Source organism: Agromyces protaetiae, assembly GCF_030866785.1.
GTDB lineage: Bacteria > Actinomycetota > Actinomycetes > Actinomycetales > Microbacteriaceae > Agromyces > Agromyces silvae.
In genome coordinates this window covers 3,329,394-3,352,944 of the sequence record NZ_CP133018.1, presented here as the reverse complement: position 1 = coordinate 3,352,944, position 23,551 = coordinate 3,329,394, and the positions used below count along the sequence as shown (strand labels likewise).

At 71.7% G+C, this 23,551-nt stretch carries 19 protein-coding genes; 13 read left to right on the top strand and 6 right to left on the bottom strand.

Features of this window, described 5'->3' with window-relative positions; translation table 11 throughout:
- Positions 1-131 precede the first annotated feature (131 nt).
- From QU602_RS15380 to QU602_RS15370, 3 genes are read left to right on the top strand one after another with little or no spacing between them, the layout of a single operon-like run.
- Positions 132-875: a hypothetical protein gene (locus QU602_RS15380; RefSeq protein WP_308797331.1), complete on the top strand. Its 744-nt coding sequence runs from the start codon at positions 132-134 to the stop codon at positions 873-875.
- Positions 872-1,411, top strand: a complete 540-nt coding sequence (locus QU602_RS15375) for a hypothetical protein (protein WP_308797330.1) — start codon at positions 872-874, stop codon at positions 1,409-1,411. Before QU602_RS15380 ends, QU602_RS15375 begins: the two co-directional genes overlap by 4 nt.
- Positions 1,408-4,302, top strand: coding sequence for an OmpL47-type beta-barrel domain-containing protein (locus QU602_RS15370; protein WP_308797329.1), 2,895 nt, complete (start codon positions 1,408-1,410; stop codon positions 4,300-4,302). The genes QU602_RS15375 and QU602_RS15370 overlap by 4 nt, the downstream gene beginning before the upstream one ends.
- Before the next feature lie 75 nt (positions 4,303-4,377).
- Here the strand turns inward: QU602_RS15370 and QU602_RS15365 are convergent, their stop codons facing one another.
- Positions 4,378-5,445, bottom strand: coding sequence for an FUSC family protein (locus QU602_RS15365; RefSeq protein WP_308797328.1), 1,068 nt, complete (start codon positions 5,443-5,445; stop codon positions 4,378-4,380).
- 61 nt (positions 5,446-5,506) lie between these two features.
- Between QU602_RS15365 and QU602_RS15360 the strand changes: the two genes are divergently transcribed.
- On the top strand, positions 5,507-6,427 hold the full coding sequence (locus tag QU602_RS15360; RefSeq protein WP_308797327.1) for a 5'-3' exonuclease: 921 nt from the start codon (positions 5,507-5,509) through the stop codon (positions 6,425-6,427).
- A 286-nt stretch (positions 6,428-6,713) separates the two neighbouring features.
- Positions 6,714-8,375 carry an ABC-F family ATP-binding cassette domain-containing protein gene (locus tag QU602_RS15355; RefSeq protein WP_308797326.1) on the top strand — a complete coding sequence of 554 codons (1,662 nt, stop codon included), beginning with the start codon at positions 6,714-6,716 and terminating at the stop codon, positions 8,373-8,375.
- An 11-nt stretch (positions 8,376-8,386) separates the two neighbouring features.
- Here the strand turns inward: QU602_RS15355 and QU602_RS15350 are convergent, their stop codons facing one another.
- The 3 genes from QU602_RS15350 to QU602_RS15340 form a co-directional block, all read right to left on the bottom strand.
- Positions 8,387-8,794 (bottom strand): hypothetical protein, encoded by a 408-nt coding sequence (locus QU602_RS15350; protein WP_308797325.1) that lies wholly within the window; start codon positions 8,792-8,794, stop codon positions 8,387-8,389.
- A 138-nt stretch (positions 8,795-8,932) separates the two neighbouring features.
- Positions 8,933-10,843 carry a BCCT family transporter gene (locus tag QU602_RS15345; protein WP_308797324.1) on the bottom strand — a complete coding sequence of 637 codons (1,911 nt, stop codon included), beginning with the start codon at positions 10,841-10,843 and terminating at the stop codon, positions 8,933-8,935.
- Positions 10,844-10,985: 142 nt separating this feature from the next.
- A complete protein-coding gene (locus QU602_RS15340; protein WP_308797323.1) occupies positions 10,986-12,014 on the bottom strand; it encodes a LacI family DNA-binding transcriptional regulator in 1,029 nt (342 codons plus the stop codon).
- 181 nt (positions 12,015-12,195) lie between these two features.
- Between QU602_RS15340 and QU602_RS15335 the strand changes: the two genes are divergently transcribed.
- The 4 genes from QU602_RS15335 (at position 12,196) to QU602_RS15320 (ending at position 17,505) form a co-directional block, all read left to right on the top strand.
- Positions 12,196-13,488 carry an ABC transporter substrate-binding protein gene (locus tag QU602_RS15335; protein WP_308797322.1) on the top strand — a complete coding sequence of 431 codons (1,293 nt, stop codon included), beginning with the start codon at positions 12,196-12,198 and terminating at the stop codon, positions 13,486-13,488.
- Between the two features lie 77 nt (positions 13,489-13,565).
- Entirely contained in the window at positions 13,566-14,507 is a 942-nt protein-coding gene (locus QU602_RS15330) for a carbohydrate ABC transporter permease (protein ID WP_308797321.1), read from the top strand.
- The gene (locus QU602_RS15325; RefSeq protein WP_308797320.1) at positions 14,507-15,466 is read left to right on the top strand and encodes a carbohydrate ABC transporter permease; all 960 of its coding nucleotides are present in this window, start codon (positions 14,507-14,509) and stop codon (positions 15,464-15,466) included. Before QU602_RS15330 ends, QU602_RS15325 begins: the two co-directional genes overlap by 1 nt.
- A gap of 2 nt (positions 15,467-15,468) precedes the next feature.
- Positions 15,469-17,505: a glycoside hydrolase family 127 protein gene (locus QU602_RS15320; RefSeq protein WP_308797319.1), complete on the top strand. Its 2,037-nt coding sequence runs from the start codon at positions 15,469-15,471 to the stop codon at positions 17,503-17,505.
- Positions 17,506-17,595: 90 nt separating this feature from the next.
- On the opposite strand, the gene QU602_RS15315 is transcribed toward QU602_RS15320, so the two are convergent.
- A complete protein-coding gene (locus tag QU602_RS15315; RefSeq protein ID WP_373692838.1) occupies positions 17,596-18,798 on the bottom strand; it encodes an AI-2E family transporter in 1,203 nt (400 codons plus the stop codon).
- Positions 18,799-18,951: 153 nt separating this feature from the next.
- On the opposite strand from QU602_RS15315, the gene QU602_RS15310 reads away from it, so the two are divergent.
- Positions 18,952-19,902 (top strand): GlxA family transcriptional regulator, encoded by a 951-nt coding sequence (locus QU602_RS15310; RefSeq protein ID WP_308797318.1) that lies wholly within the window; start codon positions 18,952-18,954, stop codon positions 19,900-19,902.
- A 61-nt stretch (positions 19,903-19,963) separates the two neighbouring features.
- Here QU602_RS15310 and QU602_RS15305 read toward each other — a convergent pair whose 3' ends face one another.
- Positions 19,964-20,353: a MerR family transcriptional regulator gene (locus tag QU602_RS15305; RefSeq protein WP_308797317.1), complete on the bottom strand. Its 390-nt coding sequence runs from the start codon at positions 20,351-20,353 to the stop codon at positions 19,964-19,966.
- A 71-nt stretch (positions 20,354-20,424) separates the two neighbouring features.
- On the opposite strand from QU602_RS15305, the gene QU602_RS15300 reads away from it, so the two are divergent.
- From QU602_RS15300 to gap, 3 genes are all read left to right on the top strand, one after another.
- Positions 20,425-21,696, top strand: a complete 1,272-nt coding sequence (locus tag QU602_RS15300) for an MFS transporter (RefSeq protein WP_308797316.1) — start codon at positions 20,425-20,427, stop codon at positions 21,694-21,696.
- Positions 21,697-21,873: 177 nt separating this feature from the next.
- Positions 21,874-22,386, top strand: coding sequence for a metallophosphoesterase family protein (locus QU602_RS15295; protein ID WP_308797315.1), 513 nt, complete (start codon positions 21,874-21,876; stop codon positions 22,384-22,386).
- A gap of 129 nt (positions 22,387-22,515) precedes the next feature.
- Entirely contained in the window at positions 22,516-23,517 is a 1,002-nt protein-coding gene (gene gap / locus QU602_RS15290; RefSeq protein ID WP_308797314.1) for a type I glyceraldehyde-3-phosphate dehydrogenase, read from the top strand.
- Positions 23,518-23,551 lie beyond the last annotated feature (34 nt).

Below are 23,551 nucleotides of genomic sequence, written 5' to 3'. Positions count from 1 at the left end.
GGGCTCGCACCGGGCCGTTCCAGGACATTCGCACCTGTGCCCCGGGCCGTCGGGCCGTCGAGTCTCGAAGGGTGCCGCGATGTGCGGCTCCCGCAGCTTCGCGCTGCGCCCTTCGAACGAAAGCGAATCCCATGTCCAGCACACCCGAATCGCTGAGCGCGCCGGCGCCCGGCGCGGCGGCGGTCGCACCCCGACCGGGCCGTCGGTTCCGCTTCACGGCGTGGCCCCTCTGGGCCGTCGTCGCCGGCGCGCTCGGTGCGGCCGGCACCCTCGTCTTCGACGTCCGCCCGCCCGCTGAGACCGAGGCGTGGCTCGCGGGTGAGGACTACGCCGTCACCGCGGCCGACGTGTTCACCCTCGACGTCGTCGCGGGCCGGCTCGGCTGGATGGCGGGCCTCGGCTGCGTGTTCGCACTGCTGATCTTCCAGGGCCTCTGGCGCAGCCGCGTCGAGCGCCACTTCAGCTCGGCCGGCGCGCGTGTCTTCTCGGGCGGTCTGCTCGTGACGGCCGGCGCGGCCGTGCTCGGCTACGGCTGGAAGGGCGCGCTCGCGAACTACCTCGGCCCGGAGTCCGGTCTGTACGGCGAGGACGGGCTGTTCGTGTACTACATGCTCACCGACTTCGGCGCGTACCTGCCGTGGTTCGGCGTGCTGGTCTCGTCGTTCGCGGTCGCATGGATGGCGTTCGTCGAGCGCATCGTGTCGCGCATCCTCGGCACGGTCAGTGCGCTCGCCGGCCTCTTCGTGACCGGCGTGATGTTCGCGATGGGCGTCCCGGGCATCCCGGGCACGCTCATGCAGATGTGGCTCGTCGTGCTCGGCGTGTGGCTGGCGATCGGCCGCAGCCGCATCACGGACCCGGAGGTGCTCCGATGACGCGCGCACGCGCGTCCCGCACCCGGCTCGGCCTGATCGCGGCTCTCGCCGCGGCGTTCGCCCTCGCCGGCTGCACCGGCGGCGCCGGCGACGTCGATCCGGCCGGCATCGAGGAGGCCGAGTCGTACGTCGAGGACGGCGCGCTGGACGAGGCGATCGAAGACCGCGAGGCGCTCGGTGTCCCCGAAGAGTGTGCTGCCGCCTACCTGGGCGCGGTCGTCCCGGCCGACATCGCCGATGTCGAGGCGATCCCCGCGGACTGGCCGGAGCCGCCCGCCGGCTCCACGCTGTGCGTCACGGGCGGTGGCGGCTCGGTCGAGACCGCGTCCTACGCGGCCACCGCCGGCATCGACGAGGTCATCGCCCACTACGAGTCGGCGTTGCCGGCATCGTACGAGCGGTTCCGCGTGAGCGGCGAGGAGAACGGCACGGGCTACGAGTCGCTCGACGGCCAGGGCGCCGACGTCGCGTTCCAGATCAGGGAGAGCGACGGCGGATTCGTCATCGCGTTCGCGCTGCAGGAGGGACTCGAATGAGCCGCCGGATCAGCAGTTGGGGCCCGCGTGCCCTCGCCGTCGCGGTGAGCGCGCTCGTCGCCGCGCCGCTCGGCCTCGGCGTCTCGGCCGCTGCCTTCAGCGGCGAGCCGGAGGCGCCGGCAGACCCCTCGGTCGCGATCGAGGCACCGGTCGCGACCGAGGCTCCGGTGGAGACGGATGCGCCGGTCGAGACGGAGGCGCCGGTCGAGACGGATGCCTCGATCGGGACGCCGGCTCACACCGAGGCGCCAGCCGTCGCCGAGCCCACCCCCGAGGCGAGCGCCCACGGCCCGGTTCCCGCCGACCCGGCGTCCGAGGCGCCGGTCGTCCCGACCGCTGAGGCCGAGGATCCCGCCGAGGCATCCGCTCCCGCCGAGGCATCCGCTCCTGCCGATGCCGTACCCGCCGCCGCGACGCGCGACCGCGATGCCGCCGACCTCGTCGCCGAGGGCATCGCGCCCGGGCAGACGCGCTCGATCACGCTCGACGTGGTCGACGCGGCGGGCGTGCGTGCCATCGTCGTGGCGCCCGTCGGTGTGGACATCCGGTTCGTGCGTCCGAGCGGCACGACCTATGGCGATTGGACGGGTGCCACCGTCGAGCACAAGCAGTTGTACGCGCTGACGCCGAACGTGGCTGATCGAACCGGCCGCTGGGTGCTCGACATCCGCAATGGCACCGACCGCGCCGTGAACGCGAGCTATGAGCTCGCATTCCACCGCATCGGCGACGTCACCATGTCGGTCTCGACCTCGACCGGGGGTCAGCAGGTCGCGGTCGAGGCGAATCTGCGGAATGAGGCGGGGCCGATCCGCGACACCGAGGTGACCGGGGTGCTCACCGGCGACAACGGCCTGTATCAGCCGTTCACCGCGACCGTCGGCACCGACGGCCGCCATCGCTGGGCGTCCGGGATGCTGCGGCCGGGGTACTACACGGTCGTCGTTCGCGCTACGGTCGACGGCGTCGAGCACTCGGACGTCAACTGGGCGCGCGTGGTCGGCACCGACGGCGAGCCGCCGGTCGTGACTGCCGTGACGGATCCGGCGAACCCGGGCCCCGGTGGTTGGTTCACCCGGCCGGTCTCGGTCGAGGTCACGGCGGAAGACCCCTCGGGGATCCTCGCGCTCTGGCACCAGATCGGCGACGGGCCGCGCTCGGCGGACGGTGCGGACTTCGTGAGGATCCCGGTGACCCAGGACGGTGTGAACGAGGTCAAGGCCTGGGCGTGGGATCGGCTGCACAATGTGTCGGAGCCGATCACGACGACCGTGCGGCTCGACCGGAGCGCGCCGCAGGTCTCGACGTCGGGCGTGCTCGAGGCCGGCACCGTCGGGCTGGGCGAGGCCGCGACGGCGGAGTTCGACTGCGAGGATCCGCACTCGGGCATCGACGTCTGCGTGATCGACGTCACCGACGGTCCTGTGATTCCGCAGGGCGGGACCCTGCCGACCGATGCCGAAGGGACGATCCACTACGAGCTCTGGGCCGTGAACAACGCGGGCCTCGAGACGCGGACGCCGGGCACGCTCGAGGTCGTCGCCGGTGGCGACGAGACCCCGCCCACCATCGTGGTGACCACCGAGCCCGCGGCGTCGAACGCGCGTGGCTGGTTCCGCCGCGACGTGACCGCGACCATCACGGCGAGCGACCCCGGCTCGGGCGTCGCCTGGGTCGAGTACCGGACCGGCGGCACCGAGTGGACCCGGGTCGCGGGCAACGAGGTCGACGTTCCGGTCACCACCGACGGTGCGACCGAGATCCAGTACCGTGCCGCCGACAACGCCGGCAACATCACGGCGGTCCGGACCCGGCTGATCCAGCTCGACCGGGTGCTGCCGTCGGTGCGCATCGATCCGTCCGTGGACGGCGTCGAGGTGCCGGTCGGGGCGCAACTCCGGGCCCTGTACACCTGCGGCGACGACCACTCGGGGATCCTCACCTGCCTGGGCTCGACGCCGTACGGCGCCGGATTGCCGACCGACACGCCCGGCACCTACGAGCTGTCGGTGAACGCCGTCGACCGTGCCGGCAACGAGACCGTCGCGCGCGCCGAGTACACCGTGCTCGGCGACGATCCGGGCCCGCAGCTCGGGGCGATCGCCGAGCTCTCCGCCGAGCCCAACGAGCACGAGTGGTTCAAGGACCCGGTCACGATCGCGATCCGTGGCATCGAGGGCAGCGGTGCCGACACCGTGCACTGGGAGCTCGAGGGCGCCCAGTCCGGCACGGGGTCGGCGGCCGGCTCCGGCGAGGTGACGGTGAGCGCCGAGGGCGACACCATCGTGTACTACTGGGCGGAGGATGCCGAGGGAGGCGCGAGCGAGCCCGTCCGCATCGATCTGCGGATCGACCGCACGGCGCCCGTCATCACGCACGGCGGGCAGACGCCGGAGGACCTCGTGCCCGGCGGGGAGACCCGCGACGCGGCCCTGGCCGGGCCCGCGGCGACCTACGAGCTCGGTGAGCGCATCATGTGGGCGTACTCGTGCGACGACGAGCTGTCGGGTGCGCTCGAGTGCCGCTCCGACTACGGCTCGCGCGAACTGCTGCCGACCGACGTGGCCGGCACGTTCGAGGTGACGACGACGGCGACGGACCACGCGGGCAACACGGCGACCGAGGTGCTGACCTACGAGGTCGTCGACCCGAACGCCGAGCCAGACCCCGGTCCCGGCGACCCGGGCCCGCGGCCCGGCACGGGCGGACCCGCCGGCGGCGGTTCCGCACCCGACCCGCGGCCGGCCTCGGGTGAGCAGGCCGAGCGGGACGGCGCGGCCCTCGCCCTGACGGGCGTGCCCGTGCTGCCCATCCTCGGGGCGCTCATCGTCTCCCTGCTGGCGGCGGCATCTCTCCTGCTGTTCGCACGGCAGCGCCGAACGTCGAGCTGACCCAGGGGTGGGCGCGGTGGCCGGGAGACGGAGTAGGGACCGTCTCCCGGCCATCCGCGTCTCGACGACGCGCGGTCAGCCCGCGCCGGTGGGTCGTGGCCGGCCCGGCGGCTCAGCGTCGTCGACCAGCTCGTGACGGATGCGGCGCAGGTCCTCCATGAGCGAGCCGATGACGATCCAGTGTTCCGACTTCGGCGGCGCGATGACGAGCGGCGACGTCAGCGCGGGCACGGCCGAGGTCGGCGGGTGCGGGTCGACGTCGGCGAGGTGGACCGCGAGCCGCACGTCGTGGCCGGCGCGGCGCAGCTGCTCCGCGATCGCGGGCACCGTCGGCTCATCCATGAGCGACGGATCGTAGTGGTCGAAGACCGCGCGGGTCATCCCGATCACCTGCGTGACGATGGGCGTGAGCCGATCGAGCAGGACACGCATCTCGCGGAGCTCGTCGCGATGCCTCGACCGCCGCGGGTTGAGCGTGAGCGATTCCTCCCCGGTCGCGATCGAGGCATCCGCCGCGTCGCGCATGGGCCGCATGAGCCGCGCCTCGAGCAGCAGCTGCTGCAGCGACGCCGCCGACTGCGAGGTCGTGAGCGCCGTCGCGAGCCGATCGAGGGAGGCCGCGAGCTCGCCGCCGAGCAGGGCGAGATCGCGTCGGGCGGGCGCCACCGCGACGGGCGGCACGACCAGCGCGTTCACGACGATGCCGATGGCCGCACCGATCAGCGTCTCGATGACCCGGTCGAGGGCGTAGTCGGGCGTCGTGCCGCCGAGGGCGAGCACGAGCATCGCGCTGATCGCGACCTGGTTCGCCGTACCCGGCGTCATGCGCAGCGCCCAGGCGATGAGGAGCGCTGCGGCGATCGCGATGAGCACCACCCAGCTCTTCGAGCCGAGCAGCAGGACGAGCCCCGTCGCCACGAGCACGCCGAGGACCACACCGACGCTGCGCTCGATCGCCTTGCCGAAGGACTGGTTCACGCTCGGCTGGACGACGAGGAGCGCGGCGATCGCACCGAACACCGGCAGCGGGGTCGGGATCAGCCAACCCGCGACGAGCCACGCGCCGATCGTGGCGACCACCGCCTTCACGACCTGCAGCAGCGGCATCCGCCTCGCGGCACGGAAGGTCGTCGCGATCGCCATGGACCAACGGTAGACCCGCGGGGCGCGTGCGCGCGGGGGTCGTGCATGGAAGGATCGGCACGTGGCCGACCGACTCATGCTCCTCGACACCGCCTCGCTGTATTTCCGCGCGTTCTACGGCGTGCCCGATTCGATCACGCGGGCCGACGGCACGCCCGTGAACGCTGTGCGCGGGCTCCTCGACATGATCGCGAAGCTCGTGACCGAGTTCGAGCCGACCGAGGTCGTCGCCTGCTGGGACGACGACTGGCGGCCGGCCTGGCGGGTCGAGCTCATCCCGAGCTACAAGGGGCATCGCGTCCAGCGCGAGGTCGACGCCGGTCCGGACGTCGAGGAGACGCCACCCGGGCTCGTGCGCCAGATCCCGCTCATCCGCGAGGTGCTCGGGGTGCTCGAGATCCCGATCGTCGGGGCCGCCGAGCACGAGGCCGACGACGTCATCGGCACGCTCGCGACCGAGGCATCCGTGCCCGTCGACGTGGTGACCGGCGACCGCGACCTGTTCCAGCTCGTCGACGACGCCACCGGTGTCCGCGTGATCTACACCGCGCGCGGCATGAGCAAGCTCGAGCTGGTGACCGATGCGACGGTCGTCGGCAAGTACGGCGTGTTGCCGGCGCAGTACGCGGACTTCGCGGCCATGCGCGGCGACACCTCCGACGGTCTGCCTGGGGTCGCCGGCATCGGCGAGAAGACCGCGGCCGGTCTGCTGCAGGCGTTCGTCGACCTCGACGGCATCCGCGAGGCGGCGGCGAGCGGGGCGGCCGGCATGTCGGCCGGCGTGCGGGCCAAGCTCACGGCGGCGAGCGGATACCTCGACGTCGCGCCGCGCGTCGTCGAGGTCGTCCGCGACCTCGACCTGCCGGCGGTCGACGCGACGCTGCACGCCGTCGACGGCGAGCGTCGCGAACTTCTCGAGGCGCTCGCCAGCGAGTGGAACCTCGGCGGCTCGGTGTCCCGCGTGCTCGCTGCGCTCGACTGAACGCTCGGCGGCTCAGGCCCGCGGCCGCGGCCCCGGCCGCGGGGGATCGTGGACGAGGGTGCTCGAGCACGGCTGACGAGGTGATCGCCCCGAGGTTGCGAGCTCGTCGAGTTGCCGGTACCCTCCAACGGTGCATTTGTACTTCCTGTGACGGCTGAGTAGGCCCACCGCGCTCGTCGAGTTCCTCCGAGCCCGCGGCGGCCGCTCGTCTCTGACCCCCTGGGGTCGCCGTCACCTGCGCATCGCCTGCTTCACAGCCGGTCGTGCGCGTTCTCGAAGGAATCGAATGCCCACCCAGATCACCCGTCATCCGGCGCGCCACCGCGCGCAGCTCGTCGCCTCGAATGTCTCCCTGACCCGCGGAGCCGTCCGCGTGCTCACCGACGTCGACCTCGTCATCACCCCCTCGTCACGCCTCGCGATCGTGGGCGAGAACGGGCGCGGGAAGTCGACGCTCCTGCAGGTGCTCGCGGGAACGCTGACGCCCGACCGCGGCACGGTGCAACGCATCGGCACGATCGGGGTCGCCGAACAAGAGATGGCCGCCGCCGATGGTCGGACCGTGGGGCAGGCGGTCGCCGAGGCGATCGCCGAGCCGCTCGCGGCGCTTGCGGCGCTCGACGCCGCCGCGCGCGCGCTCGCCGACGGCGAGGTCGACGCCGAGGAGCGCTACGCGGCCGCATTGGAGGATGCTGAAGCGCTGCATGCGTGGGACGCCGAGCGGCGCGTGCAGATCGCGCTCGAAGCACTCGATGCGGTGACCGACCAGACCCGTCTGCTCGCTGATCTCTCCGTGGGTCAGCGGTACCGTGTGCGGCTCGCCTGCCTCCTGGGCGCCGATGACGATTTCCTGCTGCTCGATGAGCCCACCAACCACCTGGACCGCAGCGGGCTCGAGTTCTTGAGCATGCAGCTCCGAGCACGCAACGGCGGCGTCGTCGTCGTGAGTCATGATCGAGCCCTGCTCGCCGACGTCGCCGAGACCATCGTCGACCTCGACCCGACGCCGGATGATCGCCCGCGCGTCTACGGCAACGGCTATGCCGGCTACCGCGAGGGTCGGCTCGCCGAACGCGAGCGCTGGGAGCAGGAGTACGACCGCCAGCAGGCCGAGCACGCCCGCCTGCAAGACAGCCTCAGCGCCGCGCAGAACCGGCTCGTCTCGGGATGGCGGCCGGAGAAGGGGACCAACAAGCACGGGCGAGCCACCCGGGCGGGAGCGCTCGTGCAGAACGTGCATCGGCGGCAGGAAGCCCTCGAATCGCACGCGGTCAGCGTGCCGGAGCCGCCGCAGCACTTCCGGTTCCCGAGCCTTCCCACCCGGACCGGCTCCATCCTCCTCAGCGTCGATGACATCACCGTCGGCGGTCGGTTGGCTCAGCCGATCTCGTTCGCGCTGTCGCACCGTGGCCGGCTCGTCGTGACCGGGCCGAACGGCGCAGGCAAATCGACGCTGTTGCGGGTGGCCGGCGGCGAGCTGCAACCGGACACCGGGTCGATTCGGATGTCGCAGGGCACTCGCCTCGGCTTCCTCCGCCAGGAGACCGCGCTCCCGCTCGATCGGCGGGTGAGCGAGCTCTACGCCACCCACGTCGGCGAGCTCGTCTCCGCGGGTGTCGTGCCGCAGTCGGATGCGATCGGGCTCTCGCAGCTCGGCCTCTTGCGACCACGCGAGGCGAGCAAGCGGGTCGGTGAGCTGTCCATGGGTCAACAGCGCCGCCTCGATCTGGCGCTCGTGCTCGCGAGCCGCCCGCACGTGCTGCTTCTGGACGAGCCGACCAACCACCTCTCGATCGCGCTCGTCGATGAACTCACCGCCGCACTCGGAGCGACCCCCGCGGCGGTGGTCCTCTCGACCCACGACCGTCAGCTCCTCCGAGACGTCGCCGACTGGCCCCACCTCCACCTGGCCGCGACCGCCGTCGACGAGGCGCTGGCGCTCGGCTGACCCCGCTCGGGTCAGACCTCGCTGCCGGGGATGACCGGCGTCTCGACCGGGAGCTCCCAGGCGGGTGGCACGGGCCAGCCGCCGAGCATCAGGGCGAGCCAGGCGTAGGCCATGACGGCGATGGTGAGCACGCCGAGTGCGGCACCGATGAGCCCCGCGATGGAGCTGACCCGGCGGCCGCCGTCGGCGTCCCGGAGCTGCCGGTTCCCCGCGAAGCCGAACCAGACCGCGATCGCCCCGAACAGCGCGACCCACACGATGCCGCTCGGCTGGGAACCGAGCGGGGCCGCGAACGCGAACAGCAGAGCCGCCGTGCCGAGCACGAGGCCGGTCCAGGCCATGAGCGCCGACCAGCCTGGGCCGTCGACCGCCCCGCCGCCCCAGACGGGCGGCTCGCCGCTGGGAGGTTCGCCGCTCATCGTCACCCCCTCACCGGTCTGTTCGAGCCTACGGGCAATGGTGCCGAGCCGTCACGGTCTCGACGGCGGGCGTGCGGGAACCCGCAGCGCGGTGCTGGCGGCGCGCCTGACGTGCGCGACGCGTGCGGAGCGGCGCGGTCAGCGCGGGGCGGTTCGCGGTGCGTCCTCGCCGTGCTCGGGGATGTCGGGATCGTCGATGTCGGAGAGCTCGTCGTGGTCGACCAGTTCGTCGACGTCGGCGCCCGACACCTCGGGGTCGCCGGTCGACTCGGCCGTGAGCGCTCCGGGGCTCGCCGCTCGCGGTAGGTCGATCGTCGGCAATGCGCCGCCGGCGCCGCCCGCGCCGCCTCCTCCGGCGGCGCCGCGCGGGCCGAAGCGGCGTTGCAGTCCGCGCATCCATCGCGGCCCGCGACCGAAGACGCCGCGCTCGGACGGCTCCTCGACCTCGAGCCCGTAGTACTCGCCGATGTGATCGAGGAACCTGGCACGCTCTGCTCTGGCGTACGCGCGCCGCTCGCGCGCGAACGCGACCCAGGTCGACCAGCAGATGAGCACCATGACGACACTGAAGGGGAGCGCGATGATGATGGCCGCCGTCTGCAGCGCGTTCAGGCCGCCGACGAGCAGCAGCGCGATCGCGAGCAGCGCGGTGATGCCGACGAAGAACGCCCGCACCCATCGGGCGGGGTTGAGGCGCCCGCCCGTTGCGATCATGCCCATGACGAGGGCGCCCGAGTCGGCCGACGTGACGAAGAACACGGCGATCAGGATGATGACGCCGATGGTGAGGACCGGCGTCCCGGGGAAGTGCCGCAGCAGCTCGAACAGCGCACCCTCGACGTTCACGCTGCCGTCCGGCCCGGTGAGGGTTCCGGGCTCGGCGAGCTCGAGCGCGAGCGCCGATCCGCCGAGCACGCTGAACCAGAGGATGCCGATGAGGGTCGGCACGAGGATGACGCCGGCGACGAACTCGCGCACGGTGCGCCCTTTGGAGACCCGGGCGATGAAGATGCCGACGAACGGCGCCCACGAGATCCACCAGCCCCAGTAGAACGAGGTCCAGCTCGCCTGCCAGGCCTCGCCGGCCGCGCCCTGGAAGGCGCTGACGTTGAACGACAGGCCGACGAAGCCTTGGATGTAGTTGCCGATGGACTGCACGAAGTCGCGCAGCAGGAACTCGGTCTGCCCGACGACCAGGATGTAGACCACGAGCAGGCCCGCGAGGATCAGGTTCGCGACCGAGAGCCATTTCATGCCCCTCGTGACCCCCGAGAGCACGGAGCCGAGCACCGCGACCGAGATCACCAGGATGATCGCGATCTGCACGAGCTCGTTCGGCTCGACGAATCCGGCGGCCTCGAACCCGGCACTGATCTGCAGCACGCCGAGGCCGAGCGAGGTCGCGACGCCGAACAGGGTGCCGACGAGGGCGGCGATGTCGATCGCGTGACCCCACCCGCCCTCGACCCGCTTGCCGAGCAGCGGCTCGAGCGCCCACCGGATCGAGATGGGGCGCCGGCGCCGGTGGATCGCATAGGCGAGCGCGAGTCCGATCACCACGTACATCGACCAGGCATGCACGCCCCAGTGCAGGTAGGTCTGACTGAGGGCGAGCTGCGCGAGCTGTTCGGGGGTTCCACTCACGCCGGGCCGCGGATCGGCGAAGTGACTGAGCGGCTCACTGACGCCGTAGAACACGAGCCCGATGCCCATGCCGGCCGCGAACAGCAACGAGAACCAGGACATGCGGCTGAACTCGGGCTCGTCGTCGTCCTTGCCGAGCTTGATGTCGCCGAACCGGCTGAACCCGACGAAGAGGGCGAACGCGACGAAGAACGCCGCGATCGCCACGTAGTACCAGTTGAACGCGTTGACGATGCCGGCCTGGATCGCGTCGAAGAACGCCTCGGCCGCGCTCGGCGCGACGAGGGTGAACGCCACGAACACGATGACGATCGCGGCGGCGGGCCAGAACACCCAGCGCTGCACCGGCGGCAGCCGCCGCGGGATCTGCTGACCGGGCGTCGGCGGAGACTGCGGTTCGCTCATCCTCCCAAGTTATGACCGGGGCGCGATTCGCGAATGGGGCTTGCGGCGCGGTTCGTCATTCGGTGTGCCGATGCTGCGGGGCTGCGCCGGCAGACCGCGCACCGGTCTGCAGCGATGCCCCGACGGCGACCGCGACCGCGAGTCAGCGTCGCTCGATCGTCGACCCGCGGATCACGAGCCGCACGGGCAGGTGCCGGACGCCGGGCGCGGCCTCGTCGCCGTCGATCGCGTCGAAGATGTGCCGCGCCGCGGTTCGGCCGAGCTGCTGCAGGTTCGCGTCGATGCTGGTGAGCTCGGGGCGCGAGTTGAGTGCGAGCACCTCCCAGTTGTCGTACCCGATGACCGACACCTCCTCGGGCACCCGCTTGCCGAGGTCACGGAGGGTGTCGAGCACGCCACGCGCGATCTGGTCCGACCCGCACACGATGCCGTCGACGTCGGGATGCTGGGCGAGCACCATCGCGGCCGCTGCGCGCCCCCAGTGCTCGCTCCAGGTCGAGTACATGACGTCGCCGACGAGCTCGAGCCCGGCCTCGGCGAGGGCCTCGTGCACCCCGACGGCACGGTCTTGCGCGGCCGCGTACGCCGGGTCGCCGCTGATGTGGGCGATGCGGCGGCGCCCCGTCGCGAGCAGGTGCTCGACCGCGATGCGGCCGCCGTTGACGTTGTCGGGCGTGACCGAGACATCTGCGGGGTCATCGGAGGGTGCGTAGGCATAGACGACGGGCACGGGAAGGTCCTGACCGAGGCTCGGGCGTGGATCCGTCTGCCGGCCCACGACGATGATGCCGTCGACCCGACGGTGCAGAAGTGCCTTCAGGTGGTGCTGCTCACGGATCGCGTCGCCTCGTGCGTCGCACAGGAACACGTTCACCTGACCCGCGCCGAAGGCATCCTCGGCGCCCATGAGGATCGGGATCACGAAGCGGCCCTCGAGGTCGCTCGTGAGGAGGCCGACGGTGCCGGTGCGGCCGGCGATGAGGCTCCGGGCGAGCTGGTTCGGCGTGAACGAGAGCTCCTCGGCGGCGGCCATCACCCGCTGGCGTGTGGCTGGGGCGACCTGATCGCGGCCGTTGATCGCCTTCGACGCCGTCGCGATCGAGACGCCCGCGAGGCGCGCGACGTCGCCGAGCGTCGTCGCCCGCCCGCCGTGCAGTTCGCTGCGTGCCATCCGGGATCCGTCCTTCCGAACTGAAACGTTACCGGAAGCCACTCTTGACGTCGGCATGACGTGCACTGTAGCGTGCCGAAAGGCCTTTCGGTAATTTCGTGATGACCCGAATCGCCGTGCACCCGCACTCGCATTCAGGGCTCCCCCAGAGCCCGCTCAAGGACGAGCTAGGAGATCACAGATGACACGCATGAATCGCCGGATGACGCGGGCCGCGGCCCTGCTCGCCGCCGGCGCCCTCACCGTCGGACTCGCCGCGTGCTCGAGCGAAGCCGAACCCGCCAGCACCCTGTCCGACGCCGGCGCCGAGGGCGTCGACGACGGCTCGACGCTCACGCTCTGGACCCGCGCCCCGCTCGAGAAGCAGGCGAACCTGCTCGTCGATGCGTACAACGCCTCGCACGAGAACCAGGTCGAGCTCACGGTCGTCCCGAACGACGACTACGTGGCGAAGGTCGGCGCCGCCGCGGGCTCGGGCGGGCTCCCCGACCTGTTCGCCGCCGACATCGTCTACGTGCCGAACTGGGTCGAGCAGGGCCTCTTCCAGGACATCACGGAGAGCATCGACGGGCTCGACTTCAAGGACGAGATCAACCAGGGCCACCTCTCGGCGGGCACGGTCGACGGCAAGGAGCACGTGCTGCCCTTCGTGCTCGACCTCTCGATGCTGTTCTGGAACAAGGACCTTGCGACCGAAGCCGGCCTCGACGCCGAGACCGGTCCCGCGAACCTCGAGGAGTACGCCGAGTGGGCCAAAGCCATCCAAGCCCTGAACAAGCCCGACACCTACGGCACGGCCACGGGCCTGAACTGCGGCGGATGCCTCGTGTTCACCTGGTTCCCGACGGTCTGGGCCGAGGGTGACGAGGTGCTGTCCGAGGACGGCACCGAGTCGCTGCTCGCGAGCGACACCGCCAAAGAGGTCTACTCGACCTGGAAGGACCTGTGGGACTCGGGCGCCGTGCTGCCGTCGTCGAAGGACGAGGCGGGCCCGACCTGGACGGCCGGCTTCACCGAGGGCAAGGTCGGCCTCATGTTCTACCCGGCCACGCTGCTCTCCTCGACGCCGTTCGACGTGGGCGTCTCGGGCATCCCCGGGCCGACCGGCGGCGCATCGACGTTCGTCGGCGGTGACGGGATCGGCATCTCGAAGGACTCGAAGAAGGCCGCGCAGGCGTGGAACTTCCTGAACTGGATGATGTCGGAGGAGGCGCAGGTGCAGGTGCTCGCCAAGAACAACGACGTCGTGTCGCGCGCCGACCTCGCGGTCAACGAGTACTCGGAGCAGGACGAGCGCCTGATCACGATCAACGAGGTGGCGGGCGAGGGCGACACCCCGGTCGCGCTCAACTTCCAGCAGGCGTTCAACGCGACGAACAGCCCCTGGCTGACGCTCGTGCGCAATGCCGTGCTGGGCGACGGCGACACCGTCGACGCCGACAACGACGAGATCACGGCGGTGCTCTCGCAGTAACGGGCACTCCCCGGTCGGCGCGCGATCGCGAACCGCGAGACCGCGCCGGCCGGGCTCGTCACCGAAAGGCTTCACTCATGACCGCCACTCTCGAGCCCGAGGCATCCGCCGCCTCATCGGCGGGCGCCGCCCGCACGCCACGTTCGCGGCGCCGCCGCGGCCGCCGGCACGCACTCACCGGCTGGCTCTTCGCCACGCCGACCGCGCTCTTCGTCCTGCTGCTCTTCGTGCTCCCGCTGCTGCTCGTGCTGCAGATGTCGGCCAGCGACTGGCCGCTGCTCTCGGGCAACCAGGGCCTCAACTTCCCCGAGAACTACGCGGCGGCGGTGGACAACCGCTTCTTCTGGGACTCGGTCGTCTTCACGCTGAAGTACACCGTGCTGACCACGCTCATCCTGCTCGCGCTCAGCCTCGGGCTCGCGATGCTCGTGCAGGAGTCGACGCGCTGGAAGGGCTTCCTGCGGACGGCCTTCCTCGTGCCGAGCGCGCTCGGGCTCGCGAGCGCATCGCTGCTCTTCTACGTGCTCTACTCGCCGATCGCGGGACCGTTCGCCGACCTCATGTCGTCGTGGGGCTTCACGTTCCTCGGCACGCCCGACGGCGCACTGTGGTCGACGATCTTCCTCATCGTCTGGCGGTACGCGGGCTTCTACATGCTGCTCATGCTGGTCGGCCTGCAGGGCATTCCCGACGACGTCTACGAGGCCGCGCGCATCGACGGGGCATCCCGCTGGCAGACGTTCCGCAGTGTGACGATCCCGCTGCTGCGACCGACGCTCGCGCTCACGACGGTGCTGTGCGTGACCGGGTCGCTGCTCGCGTTCGAGCAGTTCTACATCCTCACCAAGGGCGGGCCCGACAACTCGACCATCACGATCGTGCAGCTCATCTACAACGTGGCGTTCCAGGGCCAGAACGACCTCGGCGTCGCGGGTGCGCTGTCGGTCATCGTGCTGCTCGCGCTGGTCGTCATCAACATCGCGCAGATCCGCGCGTTCGGCAAGAAGGCGGAAGACTGATGAGCACCGACACCAGCTCCATCGCCGGCACCGCGAGCCGCCGCGGCGCCCCGCCCACCGATTCGACCGTCGCGGTCGTCGCGCCGCACTACCGGGGCGCGCGCGGGCGCGGCGCCGGCGGCGGGGGCCGCCCGACGACCTTCGCCGGCATCGCGCTGCGCACGCCGTACTGGGTGCTGACCGCGGGCCTCGCGCTGATCTTCCTCTATCCGCTGATCTGGACCGCGATCTCGTCGGTGTCCCCGCTCGCGGGCACCAACCAGACCGACGGGTGGGGCTTCGGCAACTACGCCACGCTCGCGAACTACCAGGCGGGCGTCTGGGTCTACCTGTTCAACTCGCTGTTCGTGTCGCTGCTCACGGTCGCGCTCACGCTCACCATCTCGCTGCTCGGCGGGTACGCGTTCGCGCGGTTCCGGTTCCCCGGCAAGGATCTGCTGTTCCTGTCGACGCTCGCGATCCTGATGGTGCCGTACGCGACGCTGCTGATCCCGCTCTACGTGCTGCTGAACACGGTCGGCCTGTCGAACTCGCTCGTCGGCGTCGCGCTCGTGCTCACCATGTTCCAGCTGCCGTTCTCGATGTTCATGATGCGGATCTCGTTCGAATCGATCCCGCGCGAGATGGACGAGGCGGCCATGGTCGACGGCTGCTCAGCCTGGACGGTGCTCTGGCGCGTCCTCGTGCCCGCGGTGAAGCCGGGCCTCATCACGGTCGGGCTGTTCGCCTTCCTCGCCGCGTGGAACGACTTCATGGCGCCGCTGATCCTCATCAACGACACCAACCGGATGACCCTGCCGCTCGCGATCTCGAACCTGCGCGGTCAGGTGCAGGGCGTCGTCGACTACGGCGCGACCGAGGCGGGCGTGGTCGTGCTCGCGCTGCCGTGCATCCTGCTCTTCCTCATTCTGCAACGTCACTACGTGCGCGGCTTCATGTCGGGCGCCTTCAAGGGATGACCATGACCCTCACCGTCTCCACCACGCCCGCCGCCGCCCGCGAGGGCGCCGCACCGGTCGCGCCCGTCGCACCGACCACGGGCGCCCTGCGCCCGCTCGGGCTCGACGAGGTCGCCATCACAGGCGGCATCTGGGGCCGCCGGCAGGCGGTCAACGGCACGGCCACGCTCGATCACATCGAACGCTGGCTCGAACGGGAAGGCTGGCTCGGCAACTTCGATCTCGCCGCGGCGGGCACGCTGCCCGACGGGCGGCGCGGCCGGGAGTTCTCGGACTCCGAGGTCTACAAGTACCTCGAGGCGGTGGCGTGGGAGATCGGGCGGCTGGATGCATCGGGCGCCCAGGACGGTGGTGGAACGGATGCCTCGGGCGCTCGCGCCACCGAGCTCGAGGCCCGCTTCCGCCGCATCGTCGACCGCGTCGCGGCGGCCCAGGAGCCCGACGGCTACCTGAACACGCGCTTCGGCCGGCCCGGTCAGGGCGCGCGCTGGTCCGACCTCGAGTGGGGGCACGAGCTGTACTGCCTCGGGCACCTGTTCCAGGCGGCGGTCGCGCGCCACCGCACGCGGCCCGACGCGGATGACGGACTCGTCGGCATTGCTCGCCGCGCCGCGGACCTCGTCTGCGCGGTCTTCGGTGAGGGCGGCGACGAACGCGTCTGCGGGCACGCCGAGGTCGAGGTCGGGCTCGCCGAGCTCGGCCGGGCGCTGGGGGAGCCGCGGTACCTCGAGCAGGCGCGCATCTTCGTCGACCGGCACGGACGCGGCTCGCTGGCCGACATCGAGTGGGGCCGGTCGTACTTCCAGGACGACGTCCCGGTCCGCGAAGCGGACCGCCTGCGCGGGCACGCGGTCAGGGCGAACTACCTCTCGTCGGGTGCGACGGATGTCGCGGTCGAGACCGGCGACGACGAGCTGCTGCGGGCGCTCGACGGCCAATGGGAGGCTACGCAACAGCGCCGCACGTACGTCACGGGCGGGCAGGGCTCGCACCACCAGGACGAGGCCTTCGGCGAGGACTGGGAGCTGCCGGCCGACCGGGCCTATTCCGAGACCTGTGCGGCCGTGGCATCCGTCATGTTCGGGTGGCGCCTGCTGCTCGCGCAGGCCGACGCGGCCCAGGCCGACCCGCGATACGCGGACGCGATCGAGCGCGCGCTCTTCAACGTGGTCGAGACGTCGCCGGATGCCTCGGGCACGGCGTTCTACTACGCGAACACCCTGCACCAGCGCGTGCCCGGCACCGAGGCCGACCCCGAGTCGGTATCGCCGCGCGCGAAGTCGTCGCTGCGGGCGCCCTGGTTCGAGGTGTCGTGCTGCCCGCCGAACACGGCGCGCACCTTCGCGAGCCTGGCCGCGTATCTCGCGACGGCGGATGCCTCGGGCGTGCAGCTGCACCAGTACGCGCCGTCGACCGTGCGCACCCGGCTCGACGACGGGCAGGAGGTGGCGCTGGAGATCGCGACGGACTACCCGGCAGGCGGCTCGGTGCGCGTGCGCGTGCTCACGGATGCGTCGTCGCCGTGGACGCTCGCGCTGCGCGTGCCGGCGTGGGCGGCGGGCGCGACACTCGCCGTGCGGCCGGCCGACGGCGGCGACGCCGACGAGCGTGCCGTCGAGCCCGGGTACGCCCGTGTCGAGCGTGCGTTCGCCGCGGGCGACGAGGTCGAGCTGGCACTGCCGGTCGCCCCGCGCTTCACCGCGCCCGACCCGCGCGTCGACGCGGTCCGCGGCTCGCTCGCGGTCGAACGCGGCCCCGAGGTGTTCGCGCTCGAATCGGTGGACCTCGCCGGGACCACGCTCGAGACATCCGACTTCGCCGACCTCCGCGTCGACCCGGCCACCGCACCCCGCGATGCCGCCGGCAGCGCCGGCCCGGCGGTGCCGCCCCGCGACGCCGATGGCGCTGTCGTCGTCACCCTCGTCGACGCCCGCACGGGCGCCCGCGCCGACATTCCCCTCGTCCGCTACCACGAGTGGGCCGAGCGCGGCCCCTCCCGCATGCGCGTCTGGATCCCGCTCCTCACGGCCGAAGCGTGACCATAGTCGAAGGCGTGCGAATGCGCCGCACATCACCGATGTTCATCACGGCAAGCGTTGCGGTTGTTGCCGCGCACAGGGGCTCGCAGGTCAGGCACCGCCCACGGGCGTCTCCGCAGGGGTGCCCTCCGCGTCATCCGGGTTCGGCTCCGGTGGCGATGTCTTGCGGCGCCGCGAGCGCCAGGGCTTTCGTTCGTCGAGGCTCGGATCCGGGGCGTCCCAGATCTTGATGATCGCCCAGCCCACCGCGGCGATCGGCACCGCGAGCACCGCTCCGGTGATGCCGCCCAGGATGGTGCCGACGGTCAGGGCGATGAGGATCACGAGCGGATGCAGCTTGAGCGACTGCGCCATGACGACCGGTTGCAGCAGGTTGCCCTCGAGCTGGTTCACCCCGATCACGACGGCCACCACGATCAGTGCGACGAACGGGCCGTTCGCGACGAGCGCGACGAGCGCGGCGAGGATGCCGGCGACGGTCGCACCCACGATCGGGATGAAGGCGCCGATGAAGACCACGACGGCCAGGGGGAGCGCGAGCGGCACCTGCAGGATCGCGAGCGCGACGCCGATCCCGACCGAGTCGACGAGCGCGATGATCGCGGTGCCGCGCACGTAGCCGCCCAGCACCGTGACGCTCGTGGTGCCGATGCGCCGTCCGCGTTCGAGGCGCGCGCCCGTGAACGGGCGGAGGAAGAACGCCCAGATGCGGTCGCCGTCTTTCAAGAAGAAGAAGAGCACGACGAGCACGAGGACCGTGCCGGTCACGAACTGCGTTGCAGCCGACACTCCGGCGATCGCACCGGCGCCGAACTCGGCGCTCGTGACGAAGCCGACGAGGGTCTCCCGGATCGAGTCGAGCTGCTCGGTGTCGATCGGGAGGTCGAGGCCGGCGAGCCAGCTCTGCAGGTCGTCGAGGCCGTCCATCGCCGAGTCGGCGAGCGCGCCCCACTGGCTGCGCACCGCGAACACGATGGCCGTCACGATGCCGCCGAACACGATGATGCCGCCGAGCAGCGTGATCCACGCCGCGAGAATCGGCTTCAGGCCGCGCCGGCGGAGCCACAGGATGAGCGGGCTGGCGGCCGCGGCGAGGATGATCGCGATGAGCACCGGGATGACGAGGAGCTTGACCTGGACCAGCGCCCAGATCGCCGCGGCCGCGGCGACGGTGAGCACGATCAGCTGCACGGCGCGGATGCTCCACCGGCCGAGCCGGTCGGTCCAGATCGGGCCACCGGGTCCCGACCAGCGCGACCGTGCCTCGGCTGCGATCCGTTCCTGTTCGCTCACGCGCACCACCCTTTCGCGCCGGAGCGCTGCCTCAGGTTTCCAGTCAAGGCGGCCGTGCCCGTGCGGGCAACGGCTTGACGGGCGTGTCCCCGGCGTTCACGGTCGTCGCACAGGTGGTGGCCGGAGCCTTGCGGTCGATGCCATGCTGGCCAGGTGCCCCGCCGCAACCATCGCGTCGCCGTCCTCGTGCTCGAGGGCGCGAAGCCGCTCGACGTCGGGATCCCGGCGCAGATCTTCACCACCCGGCAGAGCATGCCGTACGTCGTACGGATGTGCGGCCGCGAGCCCGGGCCGGTGGCCGGCGGCGACGGACTCGCCTATCACGTGAGCGACGGGCTCGAGGCGCTCGAGTGGGCCGAGACCATCTTCGTGCCGGGGTACCGGCACCCCGACCGGGAGGACCCGCCGCACGAGGTGGTCGACGCGTTGCGCGCCGCGCACGCGCGCGGCGCTCGGCTCGCGGCGATCTCGACGGGTGCGTTCGCGCTCGCCGCGACGGGTCTGCTGCACGGACTCAGAGCCACCACGCACTGGCACTACACGCGGCAGCTCCAGGCGAGGCATCCGGACATCGACGTCGACGAGAACGTGCTGTTCGTCGACGAGGGGCGGGTGCTCACGTCGGCGGGCGCGGCGTCGGGGATCGACCTGTGCCTGCACCTCGTGCGCCGCGATCACGGCGTCGCGCTGTCGAACCACGTCGCCCGCCGGCTGGTCGCCGCGCCCTATCGCAGCGGCGGCCAAGCCCAGTACGTGCCGCGATCGCTCCCGGAGTCGCTCGGGCCGGTGTTCGCGGCCACGCGCGAGTGGGCGCTCACGCGACTCGACCGGCCGCTCACCGTCGGCGCGCTCGCCCGCCACGCGAACGTGTCGACGCGCACGTTCTCGCGCCGCTTCGTCGAGGACACCGGGTACACACCCATGCAGTGGGTGCTGCGCGCGCGGGTCGATCTGGCGCGGGAGCTGCTCGAACGATCCGATCTCGGCATCGAGCAGGTCGCCGACCGCGTCGGCCTCGGCACCGGCGCCAACCTGCGTCTGCACTTCCACCGCATCCTCGGCACGTCGCCGAGCGAGTACCGCCAGACGTTCGCGGAGCACTGAGGGGCCCTGCGCGGGGCACTGACTGCGCGGCGCACCGACGCGCCCGGCGCGGCGCCCGAGTTCAGACGACGGCCGCGCGCCGCTCGGAGAGGACCGCGGCGTGCTCCGTGCGGAGCAGGTAGTCGTGGATGGTGTTGCGGCTCCGGGTGAGGCAGGCGATGCGGTCCTCGATGCCGGTGAGCTCACGCGCCAGGAGGTCGGCGACCGTGCGCGGGCAACTCGGCTGGTCGTCGAGCGCGAGGTCCTCGAGCTCGAGCAGCGCCTTCACGAGCTTGGTGGTGAGCCCGGCTTGGACGAGTCCGGCGATGCGGCCCACCCTGGCCACGTCGTCCTCGTCGTACTCGCGGTAGCCGTTCGCCTCTCTCGTGGGCGTGAGGAGGCCTTGCTGTTCGTAGTACCTGACGAGCCGGGGTGAGACGTGGGCACGGCTCGCGACCTCACCGATCTTCATGCGCGCTCCCTGTGCGAGGGGTGAACTCCGACCTTGACATTGACACTGATGTCAGAGTTTACCGTCGAGTCATGACCGACACCAGCCACTCCGACCCACATCTCGCGGACGGTTCGCCCGCACGTCATCCTCTGCCCTGGGCCTCGCTCCTCGTCCTCGGCGCCGCATCCTTCGTCATGGTCACCGCCGAGATGCTGCCGACGGCCGTGCTGCCCGAGATGAGCGCCGGCCTCGGCGTGACCGAGGCGCAGACCGGGCTGCTGGTCTCCCTGTGGGCGGGCGTCGTCGTGGTGGCGAGCCTGCCGCTGGTCCGGCTGACCCGCGGCGTCGACCGGCGTGCGGTGATCGTCTGGAGTCTCGTCGGTCTCGCAGCCTCGGTCGCCGTGACCGCGCTCGCGCCCACATATGCCGTCGCGGTCGGCGGGAGACTCGCGGGCGCGCTCGCGGTCGGCCTGCTCTGGGCGACGGCCAACGCCTACACGGCCGACCTCGTGCCGGACCGCGATCTCGCACGCGCCGTCGCGGTCGTGCTCGGCGGGGCCACCCTCGGCACCGTGATCGGCACGCCGCTCGGCAGCCTCGTCGCGCAGGGAGTGGGCTGGCGCGCCGCCTTCGGCGGGCTCGCGGTCGCGGCGGTCATCGCGGCCGGGCTGGTCCGGGCGGTCGTGCGTCGGCCGCCCACCCGAGCGGATGCCGCGGCCGAGGCGCCGGGCGCCGCTGCGGCGGGAGCGCGTGGCGCCTCCGGCGCCGGCGGTCGCTCCGCGATGTTCGGGATCGTGGCGCTCGTCGCATTGGTGCTCGTCGGGCATTACGGCGCCTACACGTTCATCACCCGGCTCGTGGAGGCGCCGGCCGGCGCCGTTCCCGGCGGGGTCGGCGGCATGCTGCTCGTGTTCGGTGTCGCGTCGTGGATCGGCATCGTGCTCGCCGGGCGTTTCGGCGAGCGCACGGGCCGGGCGCTCGTGCTGAGCGCCGTGGTCACGGCGATCGCTGTCGCCGCGCTCGGCATCGTGGCGACGCATCCGCTGGTTGGGATCGCGGTGGTGACCGTCTGGGGTGTCGCGTCCGGCGCGCTGCCCGCGCTCGCGCAGACCATGATCCTCCGGCTCGCGGGGCCGGAGCGGCGAGCGCTCGCGGGCGCACTGATCCCGGTCGTGTTCAATCTGGGCATCGCGATCGGGGCCGCGCTCGCGGCGCTCGCCGTCTCGGCGGCGGGCGTCGAGGTGCTGCCGCCACTCGGCGCGGCCGTGGTCGCGGTCGCCGCGGTCGGACTCGCACTCGTCATCCTCCGCGGTGCGAAGCATCGCGGGCACGGAGCATCCTCGGGCGTCTCGTTCGACTGAGCTGGCCCGCTTGCTCAGGAAGCCGCACCGCGGTGCCGGCGTGTCGGTACCCTGCCGTCGGCGTGTCGCCCTGATCTTCCTGAGCAAGGACGTGGAGGGCCTCGGCGCGCGCCGCGAACGGAGAGCGCCGCGAACGGAGAGCGCCGCGAACGGAGGGCGCCGCGAAAGGATAGGGGCATGACGACGCGGCTGCTGCTCATCTCCGACACCCACGTGCCCGCGCGGGCGAAGCGACTGCCCGACGACGTGTGGCGGGCGGTCGACGTCGCGGATCTCGTCGTGCACGCGGGCGACTGGGTGGATGTCGCGACGCTCGACGCCCTCGAGGCCCGCGCGGCGCGGCTCATCGGGGTGTACGGCAACAACGACGGGCCGGGACTGCGCTCGCGGCTGCCGGAGTTCGCGAAGGCCGAGATCGAGGGATTGCGGTTCGGCGTCGTGCACGAGACCGGCGCGGCGGGCGGTCGCGAGCGGCGCATGGATGCCACGTACGGGACCGAGGGGCTCGACGTGCTGGTGTTCGGGCACAGTCACATCCCGTGGGACACGGTGACGCCGGGAGGCATCCGGCTGCTGAATCCGGGCTCGCCCACCGACCGGCGCCGCCAGCCGGCCTGCACGATGATGACCGCCGTCGCCGAGGGCGGCGCGCTCCGCGATGTGGCGATCGTGCCGGTCGCACGCGTGTAGCCGAGAGCTCGAGCCTGGCTGAATCCTTGCGGAAGGTGTCTCGGCGGCCACTTTCGGACCGGGTCCTCCGTGACGAGGCTGGTCGTGTCCCGGCGGACCGCCGGGATCCGTGCTGAAAGGACTGCCCCAATGACCCGCATCGCCGTCAACGGATTCGGCCGCATCGGACGCAACGTGCTCCGCGCGCTGCTCGAGCGCGAGCCCGACGGCCTCGAGATCGTCGCCATCAACGATCTCACCGAGCCGAAGGCGCTGGCCCAGCTGCTGCGGTTCGACAGCTCCCTCGGCCGCCTCGGCCGGCCCGTCGAGGTCGACGGCGACGTGCTCGTCGTCGACGGGAAGCGCATCAAGGTGCTCGCCGAGCGCGACCCCGCGAACCTGCCCTGGAAGGAGCTCGACGTCGACCTCGTGCTCGAGTCCACCGGCCGGTTCACCAGCAAGGAGGCCGCGAAGGCCCACCTCGACGCCGGTGCGCGCAAGGTGCTCGTGAGCGCGCCCGCCGACGGTGCCGACGTCACCCTCGCCTACGGTGTCAACACCGACGCCTACGACGCCGCGACGCACACGATCGTCTCGAACGCGTCCTGCACGACGAACGCGCTCGCCCCGCTCGCCTCGGTCCTCGACGACCTCGCGGGCATCGAGCACGGCTTCATGACCACCGTGCACGCCTACACGCAGGAGCAGAACCTGCAGGACGGACCGCACCGCGACCCGCGTCGCGCTCGCGCCGCCGGCGTCAACATCGTGCCGACGTCGACCGGTGCCGCGAAGGCGATCGGCCTCGTGCTGCCGAAGCTCGAGGGCAAGCTGTCGGGCGACTCGCTGCGCGTGCCCGTGCCCGTCGGCTCGATCGTCGAGCTCAACACGACCGTCTCGCGCGACGTCACGCGCGACGAGGTGCTCGCGGCGTACCGCGAGGCGGCCGATGGCCGGTTGCGGGGCATTCTCGAGTACTCGGACGACCCGCTGGTCTCGACCGACATCACGGGCAACCCCGCCTCGTCGATCTTCGACGCCGAGCTCACGCGCGTCGACGGCCGCCACGTGAAGGTGGTCGCCTGGTACGACAACGAGTGGGGATTCTCGAACCGCGTGATCGACACGCTGCAGCTGCTCGCGCGCGACTGACGCGCGAACGCCGCTCCGGACTGCCGGTCCTCCT